Origin of the sequence: Martinezella hainanensis (assembly GCF_900094555.1) — a bacterium.
GTDB lineage: Bacteria > Pseudomonadota > Alphaproteobacteria > Rhizobiales > Rhizobiaceae > Rhizobium > Rhizobium hainanense.
In genome coordinates this window covers 104,568-120,117 of record NZ_FMAC01000002.1, presented here as the reverse complement: position 1 = coordinate 120,117, position 15,550 = coordinate 104,568, and the positions used below count along the sequence as shown (strand labels likewise).

The following is a 15,550-nucleotide window of genomic DNA, read 5'->3' as shown; positions in this document are numbered from 1 at the left end:
GTCCCAGCGCCGAGCAATCCGCGCGAACGCATTGCTCGTATTCGTAGCAGTCACCAGCAAGAAAACGGTGGATAAAACCAAATTTCTTTCCACATGAAATCCACCCCTAGACCTCATGCGAGAGAAAACCGCCACTTGCCGCCTGATATCAGAATTAGCGACCGCGATAGCGATCTTTAATCGCTTACCGGAAGAAAGTTTTGCTCAGCTTTTCATCAAAGAAAGATAAAAGCATCGAGAGCTTAAACCCGGTCGAGACTAACTCAACATCAGAACTCTACTTGAATCTGAATTAGCACTCTTTATCCAAATGTCCAGTTTTTAATCCCTACATTTCTTCGCAAAAAATTCATCTACTAAAAAACAGATAACTAATAACGCGAACAGCTATTCCTTTGTGAACAATCTCCGCGTTTGTTAGCCCTTCTTCCTATACGCGCTTTTCGTGATCTGCTCCCGCGCCAGCAGTTCATCCCGCACCGAAGGCGGCGTCAGCCGATGTCCGGCCTTATGTGCCGCGCGCGCGAGTAGATGTGCCGCAATCGGTGCGGTCAGCACGAAAAAGACGAAGCCGGCCAATGCTCTCGCCAGGACCGATATGTCCTGCGAGTGGATACCGACTGCAAGTAGCAGCAAGCCGGAACCGACCGTACCCGCCTTCGACGCCGCATGCATGCGACTGTAGAGATCGGGGAGACGTACGATGCCGATCGCGGCGATGAGCGAGAACAGCGCACCCGAAAGTAGAAGCGCGGCTACTATGGTGGCCCAAAGCAAATCCACTATCGCCCTCCCTTCTTCCGCCCGTGGTGCTTACGAGCCTTCTTGCCTTCGGCAGCGATGCTCTCATCCGACCCTGCACGGGCGCGTCGCGCGGTATCTGATTGCGCCTGCGTCAGGATAAACCGTGCGAAGGCGACGGTCGCGAGAAAGCCAACGAGGCCGAGCGAGATGGCAATATCGATATAGAGCGTAAAACCCGTCTTGATGGCGATCACGGCGATGAAGCCTATGGCGATCGCCACCAGCATGTCGAGCGCGAGAACCCGGTCCGGCAAGGTCGGACCGGCCACCACACGGTAGACCGTAAGCAGGAAGGCGATACTCAGAATGCCGAGCGCCACCATTGCGGCGGACGAAACGACGGATGCGGCGATCATCGGAAAGCCTCCATGATGCGCCGCTCGAAGCCATCGGCAATGCTGCGCCTGATGGCCTCCGGATCGGAGCAGTCGAGGGCGTGAACATAGAGCGTCTTGCGATCATCAGAAACATCGACGGAGAGCGTGCCTGGCGTCAGGGTGATGAGATTGGCAAGCAGAGTGATTTCGAAATCGCGGTCGACGGTCAACGGAAAGGCGAAAATACCGGGCTTCACATCCATCCTAGGGCTCATGACGGTGACGGCAACCGCCCAGACCGACTTGGCGAGCTCGCACACGAACACCAGCAGAAGCATGAGGATCCGCCTGATGCGGCCGAGATAAAGGACGCCCCCATAGGACGAGCGCACGATCGCCAGCGCAATTGCAGCCAAGAGGAAGCCGAATACCAGATTGACGAAGGAGGTGCTGCCGGTGATGGCGACCCAGACGATGGCGAGCAGCAAATTGAAGACGAACAGGATCATTGAACGCCTCCTGCCATGGGGAAGACGGATCGCAGATAGGCCGATGGCTGTTCGAGACCGAGGGCGGCAGCCTGCGTCAGATGCAGGAGCGACTCTGGAAACAGGCCGAAGCCGACAACAAACAGGCCAAGGACCAGCAGCGGCAGAGCGGTCTGCCATCCGATCGGCTCCGTCGCGGTGACGTCAGCCACAGCGGGGCGCCAATAGGCGAGGAGGAACACTCGCCCGAAGACGATCGTCGTCAGGAAACCGGCCAAGAGGATTGTTGCGGCCAGCCACCATGCGCCCGCTGCAAGCGCCGCCTTGACCAGCACGACCTTGGGCCAGAAGCCGGAAAAAGGCGGCAGGCCGCTGATCGCGAAAAACAGCACCAGCGAGAGGCCGGCAAACCAGCCGCTGCGCCGATAGAGCCCACCAAGGGCCGTGAGCGAGAAGCTGCCACCGAGCCGAGCCACTTGGCCGGCGATCAGATAGAGCGCCGTCATCAGCACCATAGAATGCAGCGCATAGAAGATCGCGCCGCTCAGACCATCGGCGCTGCCAAGAGCCACGCCCGCCAGCATCGTGCCGATGCCTGATATGACGATATAGCCAAGCATACGGCGGATATCGTTTGCTCCGAGCGCACCCACGACACCGACGAGCATGGTGGCAATAGCAATGACTGTGACGAGTGGACCAAGCCCCGCCCGCTCGACCGGCAGCAGCATGACCAGAACCCGGATGAGCGCATAGATGCCGACCTTGGTGAGCAGGCCGGCAAACAGGGCCGAAACGGTGATGCGCGGCGTGTGATAGGAAGCCGGAAGCCAGAAATTGACCGGGAAGGCGGCGGCCTTCATGCCGAAGGCCAGCAGGAACAGACCCGCCAGCGTCATCAGCGGCGCGCTGCTGTTGATCGCCCTCGCCTTCATAGCGATATCGGCCATGTTGAGCGTGCCGAACACGGCATAGAGATAGCCGACGGAGACGAGAAAGAGCGTCGTGGCGATGAGATTGAGGACGGCATATTTCATTGCACCGTCGATCTGCTCCGGCTCAGAACCGAGGATCAGCAGACCGAAGGACGAGATCAGCAGCACCTCGAACCAGACATAGAGGTTGAAGACGTCGCCTGTCAGGAAGGCGCCGCTGACGCCGGCGAGCAGCAACATCAGGAATGGAAAGAAACCATATCGCCGACCGCTCACTGTGATTTCGCCGAGCGAATAAACACTTGCCGCAAGTGCTGCGAGCGCCGCCGTCAAGGCCATGAGTGCGCCGAAAATATCGACGCTGAAGGCGATGCCGAAGGGCGGCAGCCATCGTCCCATGACCATGGTCACGGCACCGTCGCTGACGACCTTGTGGAGCAAGGCGGCGTCGATCAGTACCAGCAGCACCAGGCCGGGAATGGCAATCGCTCCGTGCCATTCCGTGCGGTTGCGCAGCATTAGAAGGATCGCGCCGAGCCCGATGCACAATGCGACGGGCGATATGACCAGCCAATGTCCCATCGGTATCGGCGCGGCAACCAGCGCGTGGGAGAGATCAACTGCGGTATCCGTGGGTCCAGCCATGACGTCAGTACCCCAAGGGCGGCAGCAGCCGCTCCTCCGGTTCGGCAAGCCGCATCTCGCCGGTGTTGTCGGTCTTCAAGGCCTGATAGGCCCGATAGGTCAGAACGAGCAGAAAGGCCAAGAACGAGAAAGAGATGACAATCGCCGTCAGGATCAATGCCTGCGGCAGCGGATTGGCGGCTGCATTATCGAGCGTGCTCGCCCCTTTCTGGATAATCGGCGGCACTTCGGGCGTGACCCGGCCAGCCGTGAATAGCAGAAGGTTGACGGCGTTGCCGAGGATCGCGATGCCGAGCATGATGCGGATCGAGTATCGCGACAGCATCAGATAGATGGCTGCCGTGAAAAAGATGCCGACGACGACGGCAAAGACGGCTTCCATCAATCCACCTCCCGCTCTTCGAGGGCGAGCGCGATCGAGGTGATGGCGCCGACGACGACCAGATAGACGCCGGTATCAAAGAGCATGACGGTGGAGAGCGGCACTTCGACGCCGAACAAATGCGGGTAGATCCAGAGCCCCGTCATGAACGGCACGCCGGCGAAGGCGGACACGATGCCTGCCACGGTCGCCGCAAGAAGGCCGAAGCCGGCAATCGCCAGCGGATGGAAGACAATCGCGCGGCGGACCGCCGTGACGCCGCAGGCGATGCCATAAATAGCAAAGGCCGAAGCGGCGATCAGGCCGCCGATGAAACCGCCGCCCGGTTCATTGTGGCCGCGCAGCAGCACGAAGACGGAGAAGAGCAGCATCAGGGCCGTCAGAAACGGCGCGGCGGTGCGGAAGATCAGCGTATTCATGAGCGCCCGGCCTCCATCCCTTCGTCAAGACCGGGCTTCTCCTCGAGATCGGGGGCATTTGTCGCCAGTTTGCGCTCACCGCCAGCGCGGATACGGATCAGCGCCAGGATGGCAAGCCCGGTCATGGCGACGACGGCGATCTCGCCGAGCGTATCCGTGCCGCGGAAGTCGACGATGATGACGTTGACGACATTGTCGCCATGCGCAATCAGCTTCGAATATTGATTGAAGAAGGCGGTCAGCGTCAGGTCGAACGGCGCCTCGGTCGTCTTCAGCAGGAGAAGCGCAAAGCCGGTGCCGCAGGCGATGGCAAGCGCCGCGTGACCAATCCTTGCAAGCGGCGGCTGGCGATCGGACGGTGAAAGGCGCAGCCGCGTCATGACAAGCGCCAGGATCACGACCGCAAGCGTCTCCACCATGAACTGGGTGAAGGACAGGTCCGGGGCGCCGAATAGCAGGAAGATGACGGCAACGGCAAAGCCCTGGATGCCGAGCGAAACGATCGCCGTCAGCCGGTCTCGTGCAAAGACGACCGCGACAACGCCGATAATGGCGATCAGGAAGATCGTCGCCTCATGCCATTGCAGATTTGGCCAGGCCGGCATGGCGGGCAGCTCGCCGTGGACCGCAGGCGGGATCAGCAGCATTGCCGCCAGGCAGAGGAAGGTGACGGTGACGTAGATTTCCAGCCTGCCGGGCTGCAGGAGGCGGGAGACACCGTGCGACAACCGTACCAGCCCGGAGATGAAGCCGTCGAAACCGCGATCCGGTCCCGGCCCGAGGGCGCGCAGGATAACGGACATCAGGAAGCGAGCGCGATCGAGCTGCCAGTAGACGATGATGCCGATCAGCACGGTGACCAGCGAAAGCGCCAGGGGCAGACCAAGATGCGGGATCAAAGAGACCGAGATTTCCAGCGCCTTACCGCCAACAGCGCTTGCCATCGGCGAGGAGACATAATCGTGCCACTGGCCCGAAAACAAAGCCGAAAGGAGGCCAAGAAGAGCGAGCACCACCGGCCCGAGCCAGAGCAGCGGCGGCGCCTCATGCGGCTGGTGAGGCGTCTCGGTGACCGGGCCAATGAAAGGTTTCAGCGCAACGGCAAAGGCGATGGCGAACATCAGCGCATTGCCGGCCACGGCGATGACCGTGAGGATGATCGGCCCGGGCGATGCCTGCGCCAGCGCCGCATAAATCTCTTCCTTGGCAAGGAACCCGAAAGCCGGCGGCAGGCCGCCCATGGACACGGCGGCGACCAGCGCAGCCGCAAAGGTCAGCGGCATTGCGGAGCGCAGGCCTCCCAGCCGGGTGATATCGCGCGTTCCCGTCTCATGATCGACGATGCCGGCCACCATGAACAGGGCCCCCTTGAACAACGAATGCGCCACCAGATAGAGGACGGCGGCCTCGACGGCATAATCCGTGCCGAAACCGGTGAGCATCACCAGCAAGCCGAGCGAGGAAACCGTCGTATAGGCGAGCTTCAGCTTCAGATCGGTCTGGCGGATCGCAAGCAGGGTCCCGACCAGCAGCGTCGCCGCGCCGAAGACCGGCAGGATCGTCTGCCAGGCCGTCGTTCCGCCCATGGCCGGATTGAGCCGCATGAGAAGATAGACGCCTGCCTTCACCATGGTTGCCGAGTGCAGATAGGCCGAGACGGGCGTCGGCGCTTCCATGGCATTCGGCAGCCAGAAATGAAACGGAAACTGCGCCGATTTGGTGAAGGCGCCGCCAAACACAAGAATGAGGGCTGCAAGATAGAACGGGCTTGCACGCAAGGCGTCGCCGGCCTTCAGGAGGTCGGACATCGCGCCGATGCCGGTCACCTGCCAGATCAGCAGGAAGCCAGCCAGCAAGAGCAGCCCGCCGCCGCCGGTGACGACAAGCGCCTGCAACGCCGCCCTCCGCGATGCCTCCCTTTGATGGTCAAAGCCGATCAGCAGGAAGGAGGTGATCGAGGTCAGTTCCCAGAAGACAAACAGCGTCAGGAAGCTGTCCGAGACGACGAGACCGAGCATCGAACCCATGAAGAGAAAGATGAAAGAGAAGAAACGTCCGAGATCGGCATGCCCCTTCAGATAGCCGCCGGCATAGAGCACGATCAGCATGCCGATGCCGGTGATGAGAAGCGCGAAGGTCAGCGACAGGCCGTCTATCAGCCAGGAGAATCTGAGATCAAGGCTCGGCACCCAATCGAAACCGCCAAGTTGGACGCCGCCGGCTGCGACAGCGGGAAGGAAGCCCGAAAAATGCAGAAATGCGAGAGCGGGGAGCAGCGCCAGGGGCCATGCCGCATTATGGCCCAAACGCCGAACGACAACCGGCGCGATCAGCGCACCGAGAAAGGGCAGGCATAAAGCCAGGAATGTCAGGCCCGCGGTGGCGGCGGCCATGTTCCCCCCTCACTGAACGTTCATGCAGAATCCGGCACAGCCGGAGCGGTCTTGAAGGGATAGGCGAAAGGACACAACGCCTCAAGCCCTGACAAGGGAAAACCGGACGTAAACCACCGAAATCGGTTTTCCATACCAATGCCCCTCAGAGGTTGCAGGACATCGCGGACTTTCCGGAGGTTCACGATACCCGCCTGGACCTCGCATTGCCGCATATTACCCTACCGATCCTGCATGGCTCGCAATGAAGCTGTAATGAATTTGCGCTAAATTACGCACATTTCTTGAATCGCTATGGAATTCGCGCTTAAAAATGCGCTAATCTTGATCGGTTTGCAGATCCCGCCTCCCGGAAACCGCAATGCTCGCCCGCCTGATCGCCATCCTGCTGCTCTCCCCCACCACGGTTCTTGCCGCGGACTGGTGGTCCTATGACAATGCGGGCCTTGGCTATGCGATCGAGCTGCCGTCGGAATTCCATCTCGCCGCCTCTTCCGAAGATACCGACCGGCTTTCGCTGTCGCCGGCAGATCGCTCCGCTTCGCTGCAGGTCTTCGGCACGATGGTTGCCAATGGCGATTTTGCATCGGAAGCGAACGGTCGCGTGGCTCTCGCCAGAGACCAGGGCTGGAAGATTTCCTATTCGAAATCGAATTCGCGCGGCATCAGCTTTTCCGGCACCAGGCAGGGGCGCATCGTCTACGTGCGTGGGGTCGCACTCTGCAACGGTGCCGCCGCCTTCTTCCAGATGGATTATTCGAAGGCCGATATGCAGCGCTACGATGCCGTCGTCATGCGCCTGGTGCGCAGCCTGCGTTCGACGAAGAAGTGCACGCCGACGGCTGAGATCGTCAAAAGTTTTCCGGCGACAGGCTGAAGCAGGTCAGCACCGCCGAATAGTGCACGGCGGCGGCTGCAACGACGAAACCATGCCAGATGGCATTCTGGAAGCGCAGCTTTTCCCAGACGTGGAAGATCACGCCAAGCGAATAGATCACCCCGCCGATGATGATGAGCAGCATCGAGGCAAACGGGATATGCATGGAAACGGGCTTGGCGACGAGGATGCCGCTCCAGCCCATGGCAAGGTAGAGCAGGATCGCCAGCCGATCGAAGCGTCCCGGAAAAAGGACTTTCAGGACGATGCCGAACGCCGCAAAGACCCAGACGGCTATCAGCACGCCAAGCAGCAGCGGATCCTCGGATCCCCGCTCCAGAAAGGGCGTGTAGGTAGCAGCGATCAGGACATAGATGAAGGAATGGTCGAAGCGGCGGAGAAACCATTTCGTCCGGGAGACCGGCCACAGATTGTAGGTGAAGGACATTCCGAGCGTCAGCACCAGACCGACGCCATAGATCCAGGCGGCGGCAATTTCGCCGTAGGAGCTCCAGACCGTCGCATAGAAGATCAAGACAGTAGCGCCGATCAGCGCGAAGACCACGCCGACGCCGTTGACGATGCTGTCGGCGATGATCTCATAGCGATCATAGGCCCAACGGATGCCTCTGTATTCGGTCATTTCATCCGGTTCCGTTTTCGTCCGAGACCAATCCTTGCACTAGAAGCAGGAGGAGACAACTGCGCCAAACGAGTACAGCGATAAATCTTCGTGAGTAGCAGTGCTCGTAGCACGTCCGCAGCTCGTCAATGGAAAGCGAACGCTCAATCCGCAATTTATGGCCTTCTGTGAACAATCAAAATCGGCCATATCAATGTGCAAGTACAGCGGGTCAGGAGATCAAAGAGGCACATCAACCGGCGAGACCCTCCTGCCCGCCACTGGTGGCCTGACTGCCGCCGACGCCGGTTGCCTTTTCAAGACCCTTAAGGTTGGAACTGACCCCATGACCGAAACGGCCCCCTCCTACGCGTTGACCCGCCCTGCCTATGTTGGCCAGTCTCACCTCGTCGTGACCGACCTGCCGCTGGTATCGCGCTTCTATCAGGACATGCTGGGCCTGAAAGTGATCGAGAAGACGGCGAGCGGCGAAGTTCTGGGCGTTGCTGGCCATCCTCTTCTGACGCTGACGACGGATCGCGCTGCGACGCGCGCTCCGCGGACGGCAGCCGGTCTTTTCCACACCGCCTTCCTGCTGCCGAGCCGCGTCGAGCTTGCGCGCTGGCTTCGCCACGCAGCCCAAAACAATGTGGTGCTGGAAGGCGCCTCGGATCATATCGTCAGCGAAGCCATCTATCTGTCCGACCCGGAAGGCAACGGCATCGAAATCTATGCCGACCGTCCACATGGGGAATGGACCTTCCACGATGACGGCACGGTCGAAATGGCCACGCTCCGGCTCGATCTGCAAAAGCTTTACGAAAGCGCCCCGCAGGATCGCTGGGACGGCATGGCCGAAGGATCGGCTATCGGCCATATCCATCTGCAGGTCGGCGACGTGGCGGAAGCCAATGCCTTCTATCGCGACGTGCTCGGCATGAAGGTCATGGCGGCGCGCTATCCCGGCGCGACCTTCCTTGCGACCGGCGGCTACCACCATCATCTCGGTGCCAATACCTGGAACAGCCGTGGTGCCGGTGTGCGCAGCGAGCATATGACCGGCCTTTCCGACTATACGCTACGCTTCAATGACAAGGCGGCACTGAACAAGGCCGTCGCCGCTCTGGAGCAGCACGAGATCAAGACGGAAAAGCGCGACGGCGGCGTATCGCTGCGCGATCCCTGGGGCATCGGGCTCAATCTGATCGCCTGATACCAGCCGCGCACATCCTTCAGAAAGAAGCCCGTTGCGGAACCGCAGCGGGCTTTTCGCGTTGGAGTAGTGAGGCGATCCTGCCTTCGGGGAATTTTCGACACATGGAACTCGACAAGGTGGCCGCCGGCCGATCGGACGCAGTATCAGCGCAGGACGCTGGCCCCGACAGCGCTCGCGCTGCCCATGGCGGCGATGACGGGGAAGGACACGTCAAGCTCGATGTTGCCGCCGCCTGGGCCACCATCGGCATCTTCCTCATGCTCGCTTTGGCGGGCGTTTATATGATGTCGCTGATCCTCATTCCGGTGACGCTCGCGGTCGTCGTCGGCATGATCCTCGGACTGACGGCGGAAAAACTCAGCAAGCTTGGCGTACCCCGCGTCCTCAACGCTGTCCTTCTGTCATCGGCCGTGGCGCTGGTGATCTTCCTCATCATCAATGCACTTGCCGGCCCCGTGGCAAAGCTTGCACAGGAAGCCCCGGACTTCTTCCAGCGCACGTCAGACAAGCTGATGCCCTATCTCGACCGGTTCAAATGGCTGCATATTTCATCGGAAAGCTTCCAGGGCGGCCCGATGTCGATCGGCACCCTGCTGGAAAACAGCGGCAATGTCCTGCATGTCGTGTCCGCCGGCCTGACGCCGGCCATCGTTCAGATTCTGATCTTCTTTGCGGCTCTGCTGCTCTTCCTTGCCGGCCGGGTCAGCCTGCGCAAGACGATCATCATGGCATTTTCCAGCAGGGCATCTCGGCTGAACGCGATTCGCATCATCAACGCCGTGGAACAGGTGCTCGGCTTCTATTTCGCAACGGCTTCGCTGATCTACGCCGGAATAGGTGTCGCGATGACCGTCATCGCCTATGTCGGCGGCATGAGCGTGCCGGTGCTGTGGGGTGTTTTTGCTTTCGTCTCCAGCTTCATTCCGTTCCTCGGCGTGACGACGATGACGATCGCGCTCGCAATCGCCGGCATCATTACGCATTCGGACATCGTCTTCGGCCTAGCCCCCGCGGTTGCGTTCTTTGCCGTGCATCTGACCGTCGAAAATCTCGTCTTCCCGGCAATCATGGGCCGCCAATGGGAGCTCAATCCCTTCGTCGTCTTTCTTGCGATCATCTTCTGGACATGGATGTGGGGCGCGGTCGGCGCCATGCTGGCACTGCCGCTTTCGCTGATCGTCATGACCGTCATTGACGAGCTCTTCATCGAGGAAAAGGCCCAGCCGCAATTGCCGGGCTAAAAGGCTTTGTCTTCATGCCTTCCCGATGGAAAACCGCTGCGCATCTTTCCTGGAATTGCCGAAGCAATCAATTCGTCGTGTCGTCGTCGCCCTTTTCGGGGACATCCTGCAGACGAACGAAATCGACGCCTTTTGCCTTCAGCGCGAGGATGCTGGCCGCGACCCCCTCGCCTGCCGCATGGGTCGGCTGGTTGATATGGGAGATGATGACATCGCCGTCCTTGGCGGAGGCATATTGCTTTTCGACCATCTTGGCCGGCAGAAGCGAACCGCTGTCGCCATTCACCGAATAGCCGGCAATCCGATAGCCCATGCCGCGGATCTGCATGATGGCGGCGGGCGTGTATTTCGCGGTCGCGCCGCGGAACCAGCGCGGCTGCGGAATGCCGGCCGCAACCATCGCATCGGCGCCGCCCTTGACTTCCTGGGCGACCGCCTGTGGCGAACCGGCGGCGGCAATGCCATAGACCTTGGTCGGGACATCGACGGCGGGGATATGATTCTGGCCGTGATTTTCCAGCTCGAAAAGATCGGGATGGGCGAGGAAGACCTTCAATGCATCGGGATTGGTGCGCAGCCAGCGCGCCGTGACGAAGATCGTCGCGGGAATGCGCTGATCGACCAGGGTGCTCAGGATGCGCGGATCGGTTTTGCCCATGCACGCATCGAAGGTGAGCGCGATGCGGGGCGCGCCCTTGCCCGCCCGGTCGACGTGCAGATGCGGCTCGACAAGCTTTATCTTCGAAACCGGCGCCTTCGGCGGCAATTGCGGCCAACCGGCAGGCGGCTGTTCCGGCTGCGCGGCGAAGGCAGCGCTTGCAGCGAGCAGGGTCAGGGATGTCAGCAACAGGCGTTTCATCGGGCGGCCACCGGTTCAATCAAACAAACGAAAACTCGTGGGCAAGGATCGTCATCCCGGCCGCAACGCTCGCCTTTATCCGGCAACACGCCGGAAATATGGCAAACCTGCGGCGGCGTACCCTTTTCACATCACAAATGTTCCAGGCATGAAGCTGCAAACTGCAGGCTTCAACCTGACCGCGTCTATGCTACGATTGATATGAGATTGGCGTAACACTATCTGCGTATTTTTCCGTGCTCCTGAAGAGAGACATGTATGAGTCGCGATCCCTACGAAGTTTTGGGCGTAAAGCGAGACGCCCCGCAAAAGGACATTCAAAGCGCCTATCGCAAGCTTGCCAAGAAACTGCACCCCGACCTCAACCCCGGGGACAAGCAGGCAGAGGACAAGTTCAAAGAGGTCTCGGCCGCCTACGGCATTGTCGGCGACGAGGAGAAGCGTGGGCGGTTCGACCGCGGCGAGATCGACAGCAGCGGTGCCGAACAGGCGCCGCGCAACTACTATCGTGATTATGCGGCGCAGGAAGGCCAGCGCGGCCCCTATCAGAACACGGGCGGCTTTGCCGATTTCGGCGATGCCGACGACATGTTTTCCAGCTTCTTCTCGCGGCGCAGCCGAGGCCAATCCCAGATGCAGGGTCAAGACCGTCACTATACGATGGAGGTCGACTTTCTGGACGCCATCAACGGCGCAAAGAAGCAGATCAGCCTGCCCGAAGGGCCGGCGCTGGACGTTCAAATCCCGCCGGGTACCCGCGACGGGCAGACGCTGCGCCTGAAGGGCAAGGGCGACCCAGGCTTCAACGGCGGGAAGCCCGGGGACGCGCTGATCGCCGTGCATGTGCGCCCGCACCGTTTCTATACCCGCGATGGCGACGACATCCGGATGGAAGTGCCGATTTCGCTGACCGAGGCCGTGCTCGGCGGCAAGATCCGGGTTCCCACACCCTCCGGCGCTGTTACCGTGACGCTGCCGCCGAACTCCAATACGGGCAAAGTGCTGCGCTTGAAGGGCAAGGGCGCGCCGGTGCGCGGCAAGGACAATGGCGATGCCTATGTCTCGCTGAAAATAGTCCTGCCGGATACGCCGGACCCCGAGCTGACGCGCTTCGTTTCCGATTGGGAAGCGGGCAAGACGCAAGATCCCCGAAAGACGATGGGAGGATAAGCGATGAACGAGAGCGAGTTTCGACTGCACCTCCGGATCGAAACCACAGTGCTGGAAGTCTGGATATCCCAGGGCTGGGTCGTGCCCGAAGTCACGGATCAGGGGCGCAGCTTCCGCGACGCCGATATTGCGCGCGGCCGGCTTATCCTCGATCTCAGCAGCGCGATGGGCGTCAATGAGCCGGGCGTCGATGTCGTCATGGATCTGGTCGATCAGTTGCACAGCATCAGAGCGACGCTGCGCGACCTGACGGATGCCGTCTGCCGGCAGCCGTCCGACGTGCAGGATCACATCCTATCGGAACTCACCCGTGTGGAAGCGTTGAGACGGCGATAGGCTGCCGGACGAGGGCACGACCGACTGCGGCCGCCGCATAATCCGCCGGGCGGCCCCGAAAAACTCAATCGTAGAGATAATGCTCCTGCCAGGCATCGCGCGGCACCTTGTCGCCGATCTGATAGCTCAGATCGCGGACATGGATATGTTTCGGTCCGGTAACGCAGCTGTAGGAGAGATGGTACCAGTCACCCTTGCTGCGGAAGACCGCGCCGGGCGCGTTCATCGAATCCGGATTCATGGCGGGATCGCCGAAGGTGTAGGCAATCACCTTGTCCGGCTTGAAACCGGTCTTGTCCGTGCCGATCCGTTTCATGGCTTCGGCATCGCATGCCTGCTCCATCCGTTCCGATGGGTCGAGCTTTTCCAATTGCTTCTTCATGGCCGGATCGACGGCGTAGGCGGAGCTGGCAACGGAAGCCAATGGAATCAGGATGGCGAAGAGTTTCAGCATGAAGACCGGTCCCTTGCATTGTTTTGGATTTGAGTGCGCTCGTTCCATCAGGGAAGGCCTTGACCGCCTTCGTGTCGACGCACTGTATGCCGACTTCGGTAAAGAATGTGGTCTCATCAAGGCAGCGCCCCAATCCGGTCTCCCGCAGCCTGCCCATTCGAGGAAGATTAATATCGACTGCTTGCATGAAGCTTGAGGAACGGACTTGCCGCTTGAACCTCGCGCTGCCGCCCTCTATTTCTCTCTCACCTCACATCCGACTTTCACTCCAGAGAAAGCGCTCCTCGTGTCAGTTTTCAAGAATCTCCCCACACCGCCCGCCGCCCCGAAAAAGCCCCTCACGGATACACGTCACGGCATTACCCGCACCGACGACTATGCGTGGCTGCGCGCCGACAACTGGCAGGCAATGTTCAAGGACCCGTCGATCCTGGCGCCGGAAATCCGCTCACATCTGGAAGCCGAGAATAGCTACATGAACGCCGCGATGGCGGACACGAAGGAGCTGCAGAAGGTTCTTTTCGGCGAGATGAAGGGCCGCATCAAGGAAGACGACAGCTCGATACCGATGAAAGACGGCCCCTATGCCTATGGCACGTTTTTCGTCACCGGCGGCGAGCAGCCCCGCTTCTTCCGCGAGCCGCGCAATGGCGGCGAACGCAAGCTGCTTTTGAACGGCGACAAGGAAAACGAGGGAAAATCCTATTTCCGCCTTTCCGGTCTCGACCATTCCTCCGACCACAGTCACGGCATCTGGGGCTATGACGACAAGGGTTCGGAATATTTCACGCTGAAGATCCGCAACTTCGAAACCGGCGAAGATTTGGCCGACGTGATCGAGAACACTGGCGGCGATGCCGTCTGGGCACCCGACGGTAAGAGCTTCTTCTACACGCTGCAGGACGAGAACCATCGTCCTTCGAAGATCTTCCACCATATCATCGGCACGCCGCAGTCGGACGACCGGCTTGTGTATGAAGAGGAAGATCCGGGCTTCTTCATGGGCGTCGGCGGCTCGCTGCTCGACGACTACATCTTCATCGATATCCACGATCACGAGACCAGCGAATACCGCATCATTCCGACCTCGGATCTGACAGCCGAACCGAAGATCGTGGCCGAGCGCGAAACCGAGATCGAATACGAGATCACCGAAGGCGGCGACACCTTCTACATTCTCACCAATGACGGCGACGCCAAGGATTTCAAGATCATGGAGACGCCGGCGAAGGAGCCGGGCAAGGAAAACTGGCGCGAGGTCGTGCCTCACAAGCCGGGCACGCTGATCCTCAGCCACCTCGCCTATGCCCGCCATCTCCTCTGGCTGGAACGCAAGGACGGCCTGCCGCGCATCATCATCCGCGACCGCCGCACAGGCGAGGAGCATGCGATCGCCTTCGAAGAGGAAGCATACGCTCTCGGCCTGCAAGGTGCTGCCGAATACGATACGGATGTCATCCGCTTCTCCTATTCCTCGATGACGACGCCGAGCCAGCTCTATGACTACAACATGGTGACGCGCGAGCGCACGCTCCTGAAAACACAGGAAGTGCCTTCAGGCCACGATCCGGCCGACTACGTGACGCGCCGCGTCTTCGCACCCGCCTGGGACGGCGAGACCGTGCCGGTAACGCTGCTCTATCGCAAGGACACGCCGCTTGACGGTTCCGCACCCTGCCTGCTCTATGGCTACGGCGCCTACGGCGTTACCATTCCGGCCGGCTTCAACACCAATTGCCTGTCACTCGCCGATCGCGGCTTCGTCTATGCCATCGCCCATATCCGCGGCGGCAAGGACAAGGGCTTTGCCTGGTACGAAGAAGGCAAGATGGAAAAGAAGACCAATACCTTCAAGGACTTCGTCGCAGCCGCCGACTATTTGAATCAGGAGAAGTTCACCTCCTACGCGAAGATCATCGCCGAGGGCGGATCGGCCGGCGGCATGCTGATGGGCGCCATCGCCAACATGGCGCCGGAGAAATTCGCCGGCATCATCGCCGCCGTGCCCTTCGTCGACGTGCTCAACACGATGCTCGACGACACCCTGCCGCTGACGCCGCCGGAATGGCCGGAATGGGGCAATCCGATCGACAGCAGGCAAGAGTACGAGCAGATCGCCGCCTATAGCCCCTATGACAATGTTGGCGAAAAGCCCTATCCGCCGATCCTTGCGCTCGGCGGCCTCACCGATCCGCGCGTCACCTACTGGGAGCCGGCGAAGTGGGTTGCCAAGCTGCGTGAGAAGACGACGAGCAATGCGCCCATTCTCCTGAAGACGAACATGGATGCCGGCCACGGCGGCGCTTCCGGCCGCTTCCAGCGGCTGGAGGAAGTTGCGTTCGAATATTCCTTCGCCGTCAAGGTCGCCGAGAAGATGTAGGCGGAACAACGG

Annotated in this window: 16 protein-coding genes; 6 read left to right on the top strand and 10 right to left on the bottom strand. The window is 60.5% G+C overall.

Annotated features, from left to right (window positions below; translation table 11 throughout):
• Window positions 1–417: 417 nt before the first annotated feature.
• Genes mnhG through GA0061100_RS06975 form a run of 7 tightly spaced genes read right to left on the bottom strand, consistent with a single transcriptional unit; the run spans window position 418 to window position 6,383 of the window.
• Window positions 418–783: a monovalent cation/H(+) antiporter subunit G gene (mnhG, locus tag GA0061100_RS07005; RefSeq protein ID WP_075852041.1), complete on the bottom strand. Its 366-nt coding sequence runs from the start codon at window positions 781–783 to the stop codon at window positions 418–420.
• A complete protein-coding gene (locus GA0061100_RS07000) occupies window positions 783–1,160 on the bottom strand; it encodes a cation:proton antiporter (RefSeq protein ID WP_075852040.1) in 378 nt (125 codons plus the stop codon). Before GA0061100_RS07000 ends, mnhG begins: the two co-directional genes overlap by 1 nt.
• On the bottom strand, window positions 1,157–1,630 hold the full coding sequence (locus GA0061100_RS06995) for a Na+/H+ antiporter subunit E (RefSeq protein ID WP_075852039.1): 474 nt from the start codon (window positions 1,628–1,630) through the stop codon (window positions 1,157–1,159). Before GA0061100_RS06995 ends, GA0061100_RS07000 begins: the two co-directional genes overlap by 4 nt.
• Entirely contained in the window at window positions 1,627–3,189 is a 1,563-nt protein-coding gene (locus tag GA0061100_RS06990) for a Na+/H+ antiporter subunit D (RefSeq protein ID WP_075852038.1), read from the bottom strand. The genes GA0061100_RS06995 and GA0061100_RS06990 overlap by 4 nt, the downstream gene beginning before the upstream one ends.
• Before the next feature lie 4 nt (window positions 3,190–3,193).
• Window positions 3,194–3,571 (bottom strand): Na+/H+ antiporter subunit C, encoded by a 378-nt coding sequence (locus GA0061100_RS06985; RefSeq protein WP_075852037.1) that lies wholly within the window; start codon window positions 3,569–3,571, stop codon window positions 3,194–3,196.
• Window positions 3,571–3,990 carry a Na+/H+ antiporter subunit B gene (locus GA0061100_RS06980; protein ID WP_075852036.1) on the bottom strand — a complete coding sequence of 140 codons (420 nt, stop codon included), beginning with the start codon at window positions 3,988–3,990 and terminating at the stop codon, window positions 3,571–3,573. Before GA0061100_RS06980 ends, GA0061100_RS06985 begins: the two co-directional genes overlap by 1 nt.
• Window positions 3,987–6,383, bottom strand: a complete 2,397-nt coding sequence (locus GA0061100_RS06975) for a putative monovalent cation/H+ antiporter subunit A (protein WP_075852035.1) — start codon at window positions 6,381–6,383, stop codon at window positions 3,987–3,989. The genes GA0061100_RS06980 and GA0061100_RS06975 overlap by 4 nt, the downstream gene beginning before the upstream one ends.
• A gap of 361 nt (window positions 6,384–6,744) precedes the next feature.
• Between GA0061100_RS06975 and GA0061100_RS06970 the strand changes: the two genes are divergently transcribed.
• Window positions 6,745–7,260 carry a hypothetical protein gene (locus GA0061100_RS06970; RefSeq protein ID WP_075852034.1) on the top strand — a complete coding sequence of 172 codons (516 nt, stop codon included), beginning with the start codon at window positions 6,745–6,747 and terminating at the stop codon, window positions 7,258–7,260.
• Here the strand turns inward: GA0061100_RS06970 and trhA are convergent.
• Window positions 7,235–7,903: a PAQR family membrane homeostasis protein TrhA gene (gene trhA / locus GA0061100_RS06965; protein WP_075852033.1), complete on the bottom strand. Its 669-nt coding sequence runs from the start codon at window positions 7,901–7,903 to the stop codon at window positions 7,235–7,237. The two genes, GA0061100_RS06970 and trhA, sit on opposite strands and share 26 nt — an antisense overlap.
• A 325-nt stretch (window positions 7,904–8,228) precedes the next feature.
• On the opposite strand from trhA, the gene GA0061100_RS06960 reads away from it, so the two are divergent.
• Window positions 8,229–9,095, top strand: a complete 867-nt coding sequence (locus GA0061100_RS06960; RefSeq protein ID WP_075852032.1) for a VOC family protein — start codon at window positions 8,229–8,231, stop codon at window positions 9,093–9,095.
• A gap of 104 nt (window positions 9,096–9,199) precedes the next feature.
• On the top strand, window positions 9,200–10,339 hold the full coding sequence (locus GA0061100_RS06955) for an AI-2E family transporter (RefSeq protein WP_075852031.1): 1,140 nt from the start codon (window positions 9,200–9,202) through the stop codon (window positions 10,337–10,339).
• A 67-nt stretch (window positions 10,340–10,406) separates the two neighbouring features.
• Here the strand turns inward: GA0061100_RS06955 and GA0061100_RS06950 are convergent, their stop codons facing one another.
• On the bottom strand, window positions 10,407–11,198 hold the full coding sequence (locus GA0061100_RS06950) for a polysaccharide deacetylase family protein (protein ID WP_075852030.1): 792 nt from the start codon (window positions 11,196–11,198) through the stop codon (window positions 10,407–10,409).
• Between the two features lie 258 nt (window positions 11,199–11,456).
• Between GA0061100_RS06950 and GA0061100_RS06945 the strand changes: the two genes are divergently transcribed.
• On the top strand, window positions 11,457–12,368 hold the full coding sequence (locus GA0061100_RS06945; RefSeq protein ID WP_075852029.1) for a DnaJ C-terminal domain-containing protein: 912 nt from the start codon (window positions 11,457–11,459) through the stop codon (window positions 12,366–12,368).
• Between the two features lie 3 nt (window positions 12,369–12,371).
• The gene (locus tag GA0061100_RS06940; protein ID WP_075852028.1) at window positions 12,372–12,704 is read left to right on the top strand and encodes a chaperone modulator CbpM; all 333 of its coding nucleotides are present in this window, start codon (window positions 12,372–12,374) and stop codon (window positions 12,702–12,704) included.
• Window positions 12,705–12,768: 64 nt separating this feature from the next.
• On the opposite strand, the gene GA0061100_RS06935 is transcribed toward GA0061100_RS06940, so the two are convergent.
• Complete coding sequence (locus tag GA0061100_RS06935; RefSeq protein WP_047627482.1) at window positions 12,769–13,158, bottom strand: DUF930 domain-containing protein; 390 nt, start codon at window positions 13,156–13,158, stop codon at window positions 12,769–12,771.
• 286 nt (window positions 13,159–13,444) lie between these two features.
• On the opposite strand from GA0061100_RS06935, the gene GA0061100_RS06930 reads away from it, so the two are divergent.
• A complete protein-coding gene (locus GA0061100_RS06930) occupies window positions 13,445–15,538 on the top strand; it encodes a S9 family peptidase (RefSeq protein ID WP_075852609.1) in 2,094 nt (697 codons plus the stop codon).
• Window positions 15,539–15,550: the final 12 nt, after the last annotated feature.

Coding starts and splice junctions, on each gene's coding strand:
- GA0061100_RS06985 (WP_075852037.1), bottom strand. CDS start 3,571: ATGGAAGCCGTCTTTGCCGTCGTCGTCGGCATCTTTTTCACGGCAGCC.
- GA0061100_RS06960 (WP_075852032.1), top strand. CDS start 8,229: ATGACCGAAACGGCCCCCTCCTACGCGTTGACCCGCCCTGCCTATGTT.
- GA0061100_RS06945 (WP_075852029.1), top strand. CDS start 11,457: ATGAGTCGCGATCCCTACGAAGTTTTGGGCGTAAAGCGAGACGCCCCG.
- GA0061100_RS06935 (WP_047627482.1), bottom strand. CDS start 13,158: ATGCTGAAACTCTTCGCCATCCTGATTCCATTGGCTTCCGTTGCCAGC.
- GA0061100_RS06980 (WP_075852036.1), bottom strand. CDS start 3,990: ATGAATACGCTGATCTTCCGCACCGCCGCGCCGTTTCTGACGGCCCTG.
- trhA (WP_075852033.1), bottom strand. CDS start 7,903: ATGACCGAATACAGAGGCATCCGTTGGGCCTATGATCGCTATGAGATC.
- GA0061100_RS06950 (WP_075852030.1), bottom strand. CDS start 11,198: ATGAAACGCCTGTTGCTGACATCCCTGACCCTGCTCGCTGCAAGCGCT.
- GA0061100_RS06990 (WP_075852038.1), bottom strand. CDS start 3,189: ATGGCTGGACCCACGGATACCGCAGTTGATCTCTCCCACGCGCTGGTT.
- GA0061100_RS06955 (WP_075852031.1), top strand. CDS start 9,200: ATGGAACTCGACAAGGTGGCCGCCGGCCGATCGGACGCAGTATCAGCG.
- GA0061100_RS06975 (WP_075852035.1), bottom strand. CDS start 6,383: ATGGCCGCCGCCACCGCGGGCCTGACATTCCTGGCTTTATGCCTGCCC.
- GA0061100_RS06940 (WP_075852028.1), top strand. CDS start 12,372: ATGAACGAGAGCGAGTTTCGACTGCACCTCCGGATCGAAACCACAGTG.
- GA0061100_RS07000 (WP_075852040.1), bottom strand. CDS start 1,160: ATGATCGCCGCATCCGTCGTTTCGTCCGCCGCAATGGTGGCGCTCGGC.
- GA0061100_RS06995 (WP_075852039.1), bottom strand. CDS start 1,630: ATGATCCTGTTCGTCTTCAATTTGCTGCTCGCCATCGTCTGGGTCGCC.
- GA0061100_RS06970 (WP_075852034.1), top strand. CDS start 6,745: ATGCTCGCCCGCCTGATCGCCATCCTGCTGCTCTCCCCCACCACGGTT.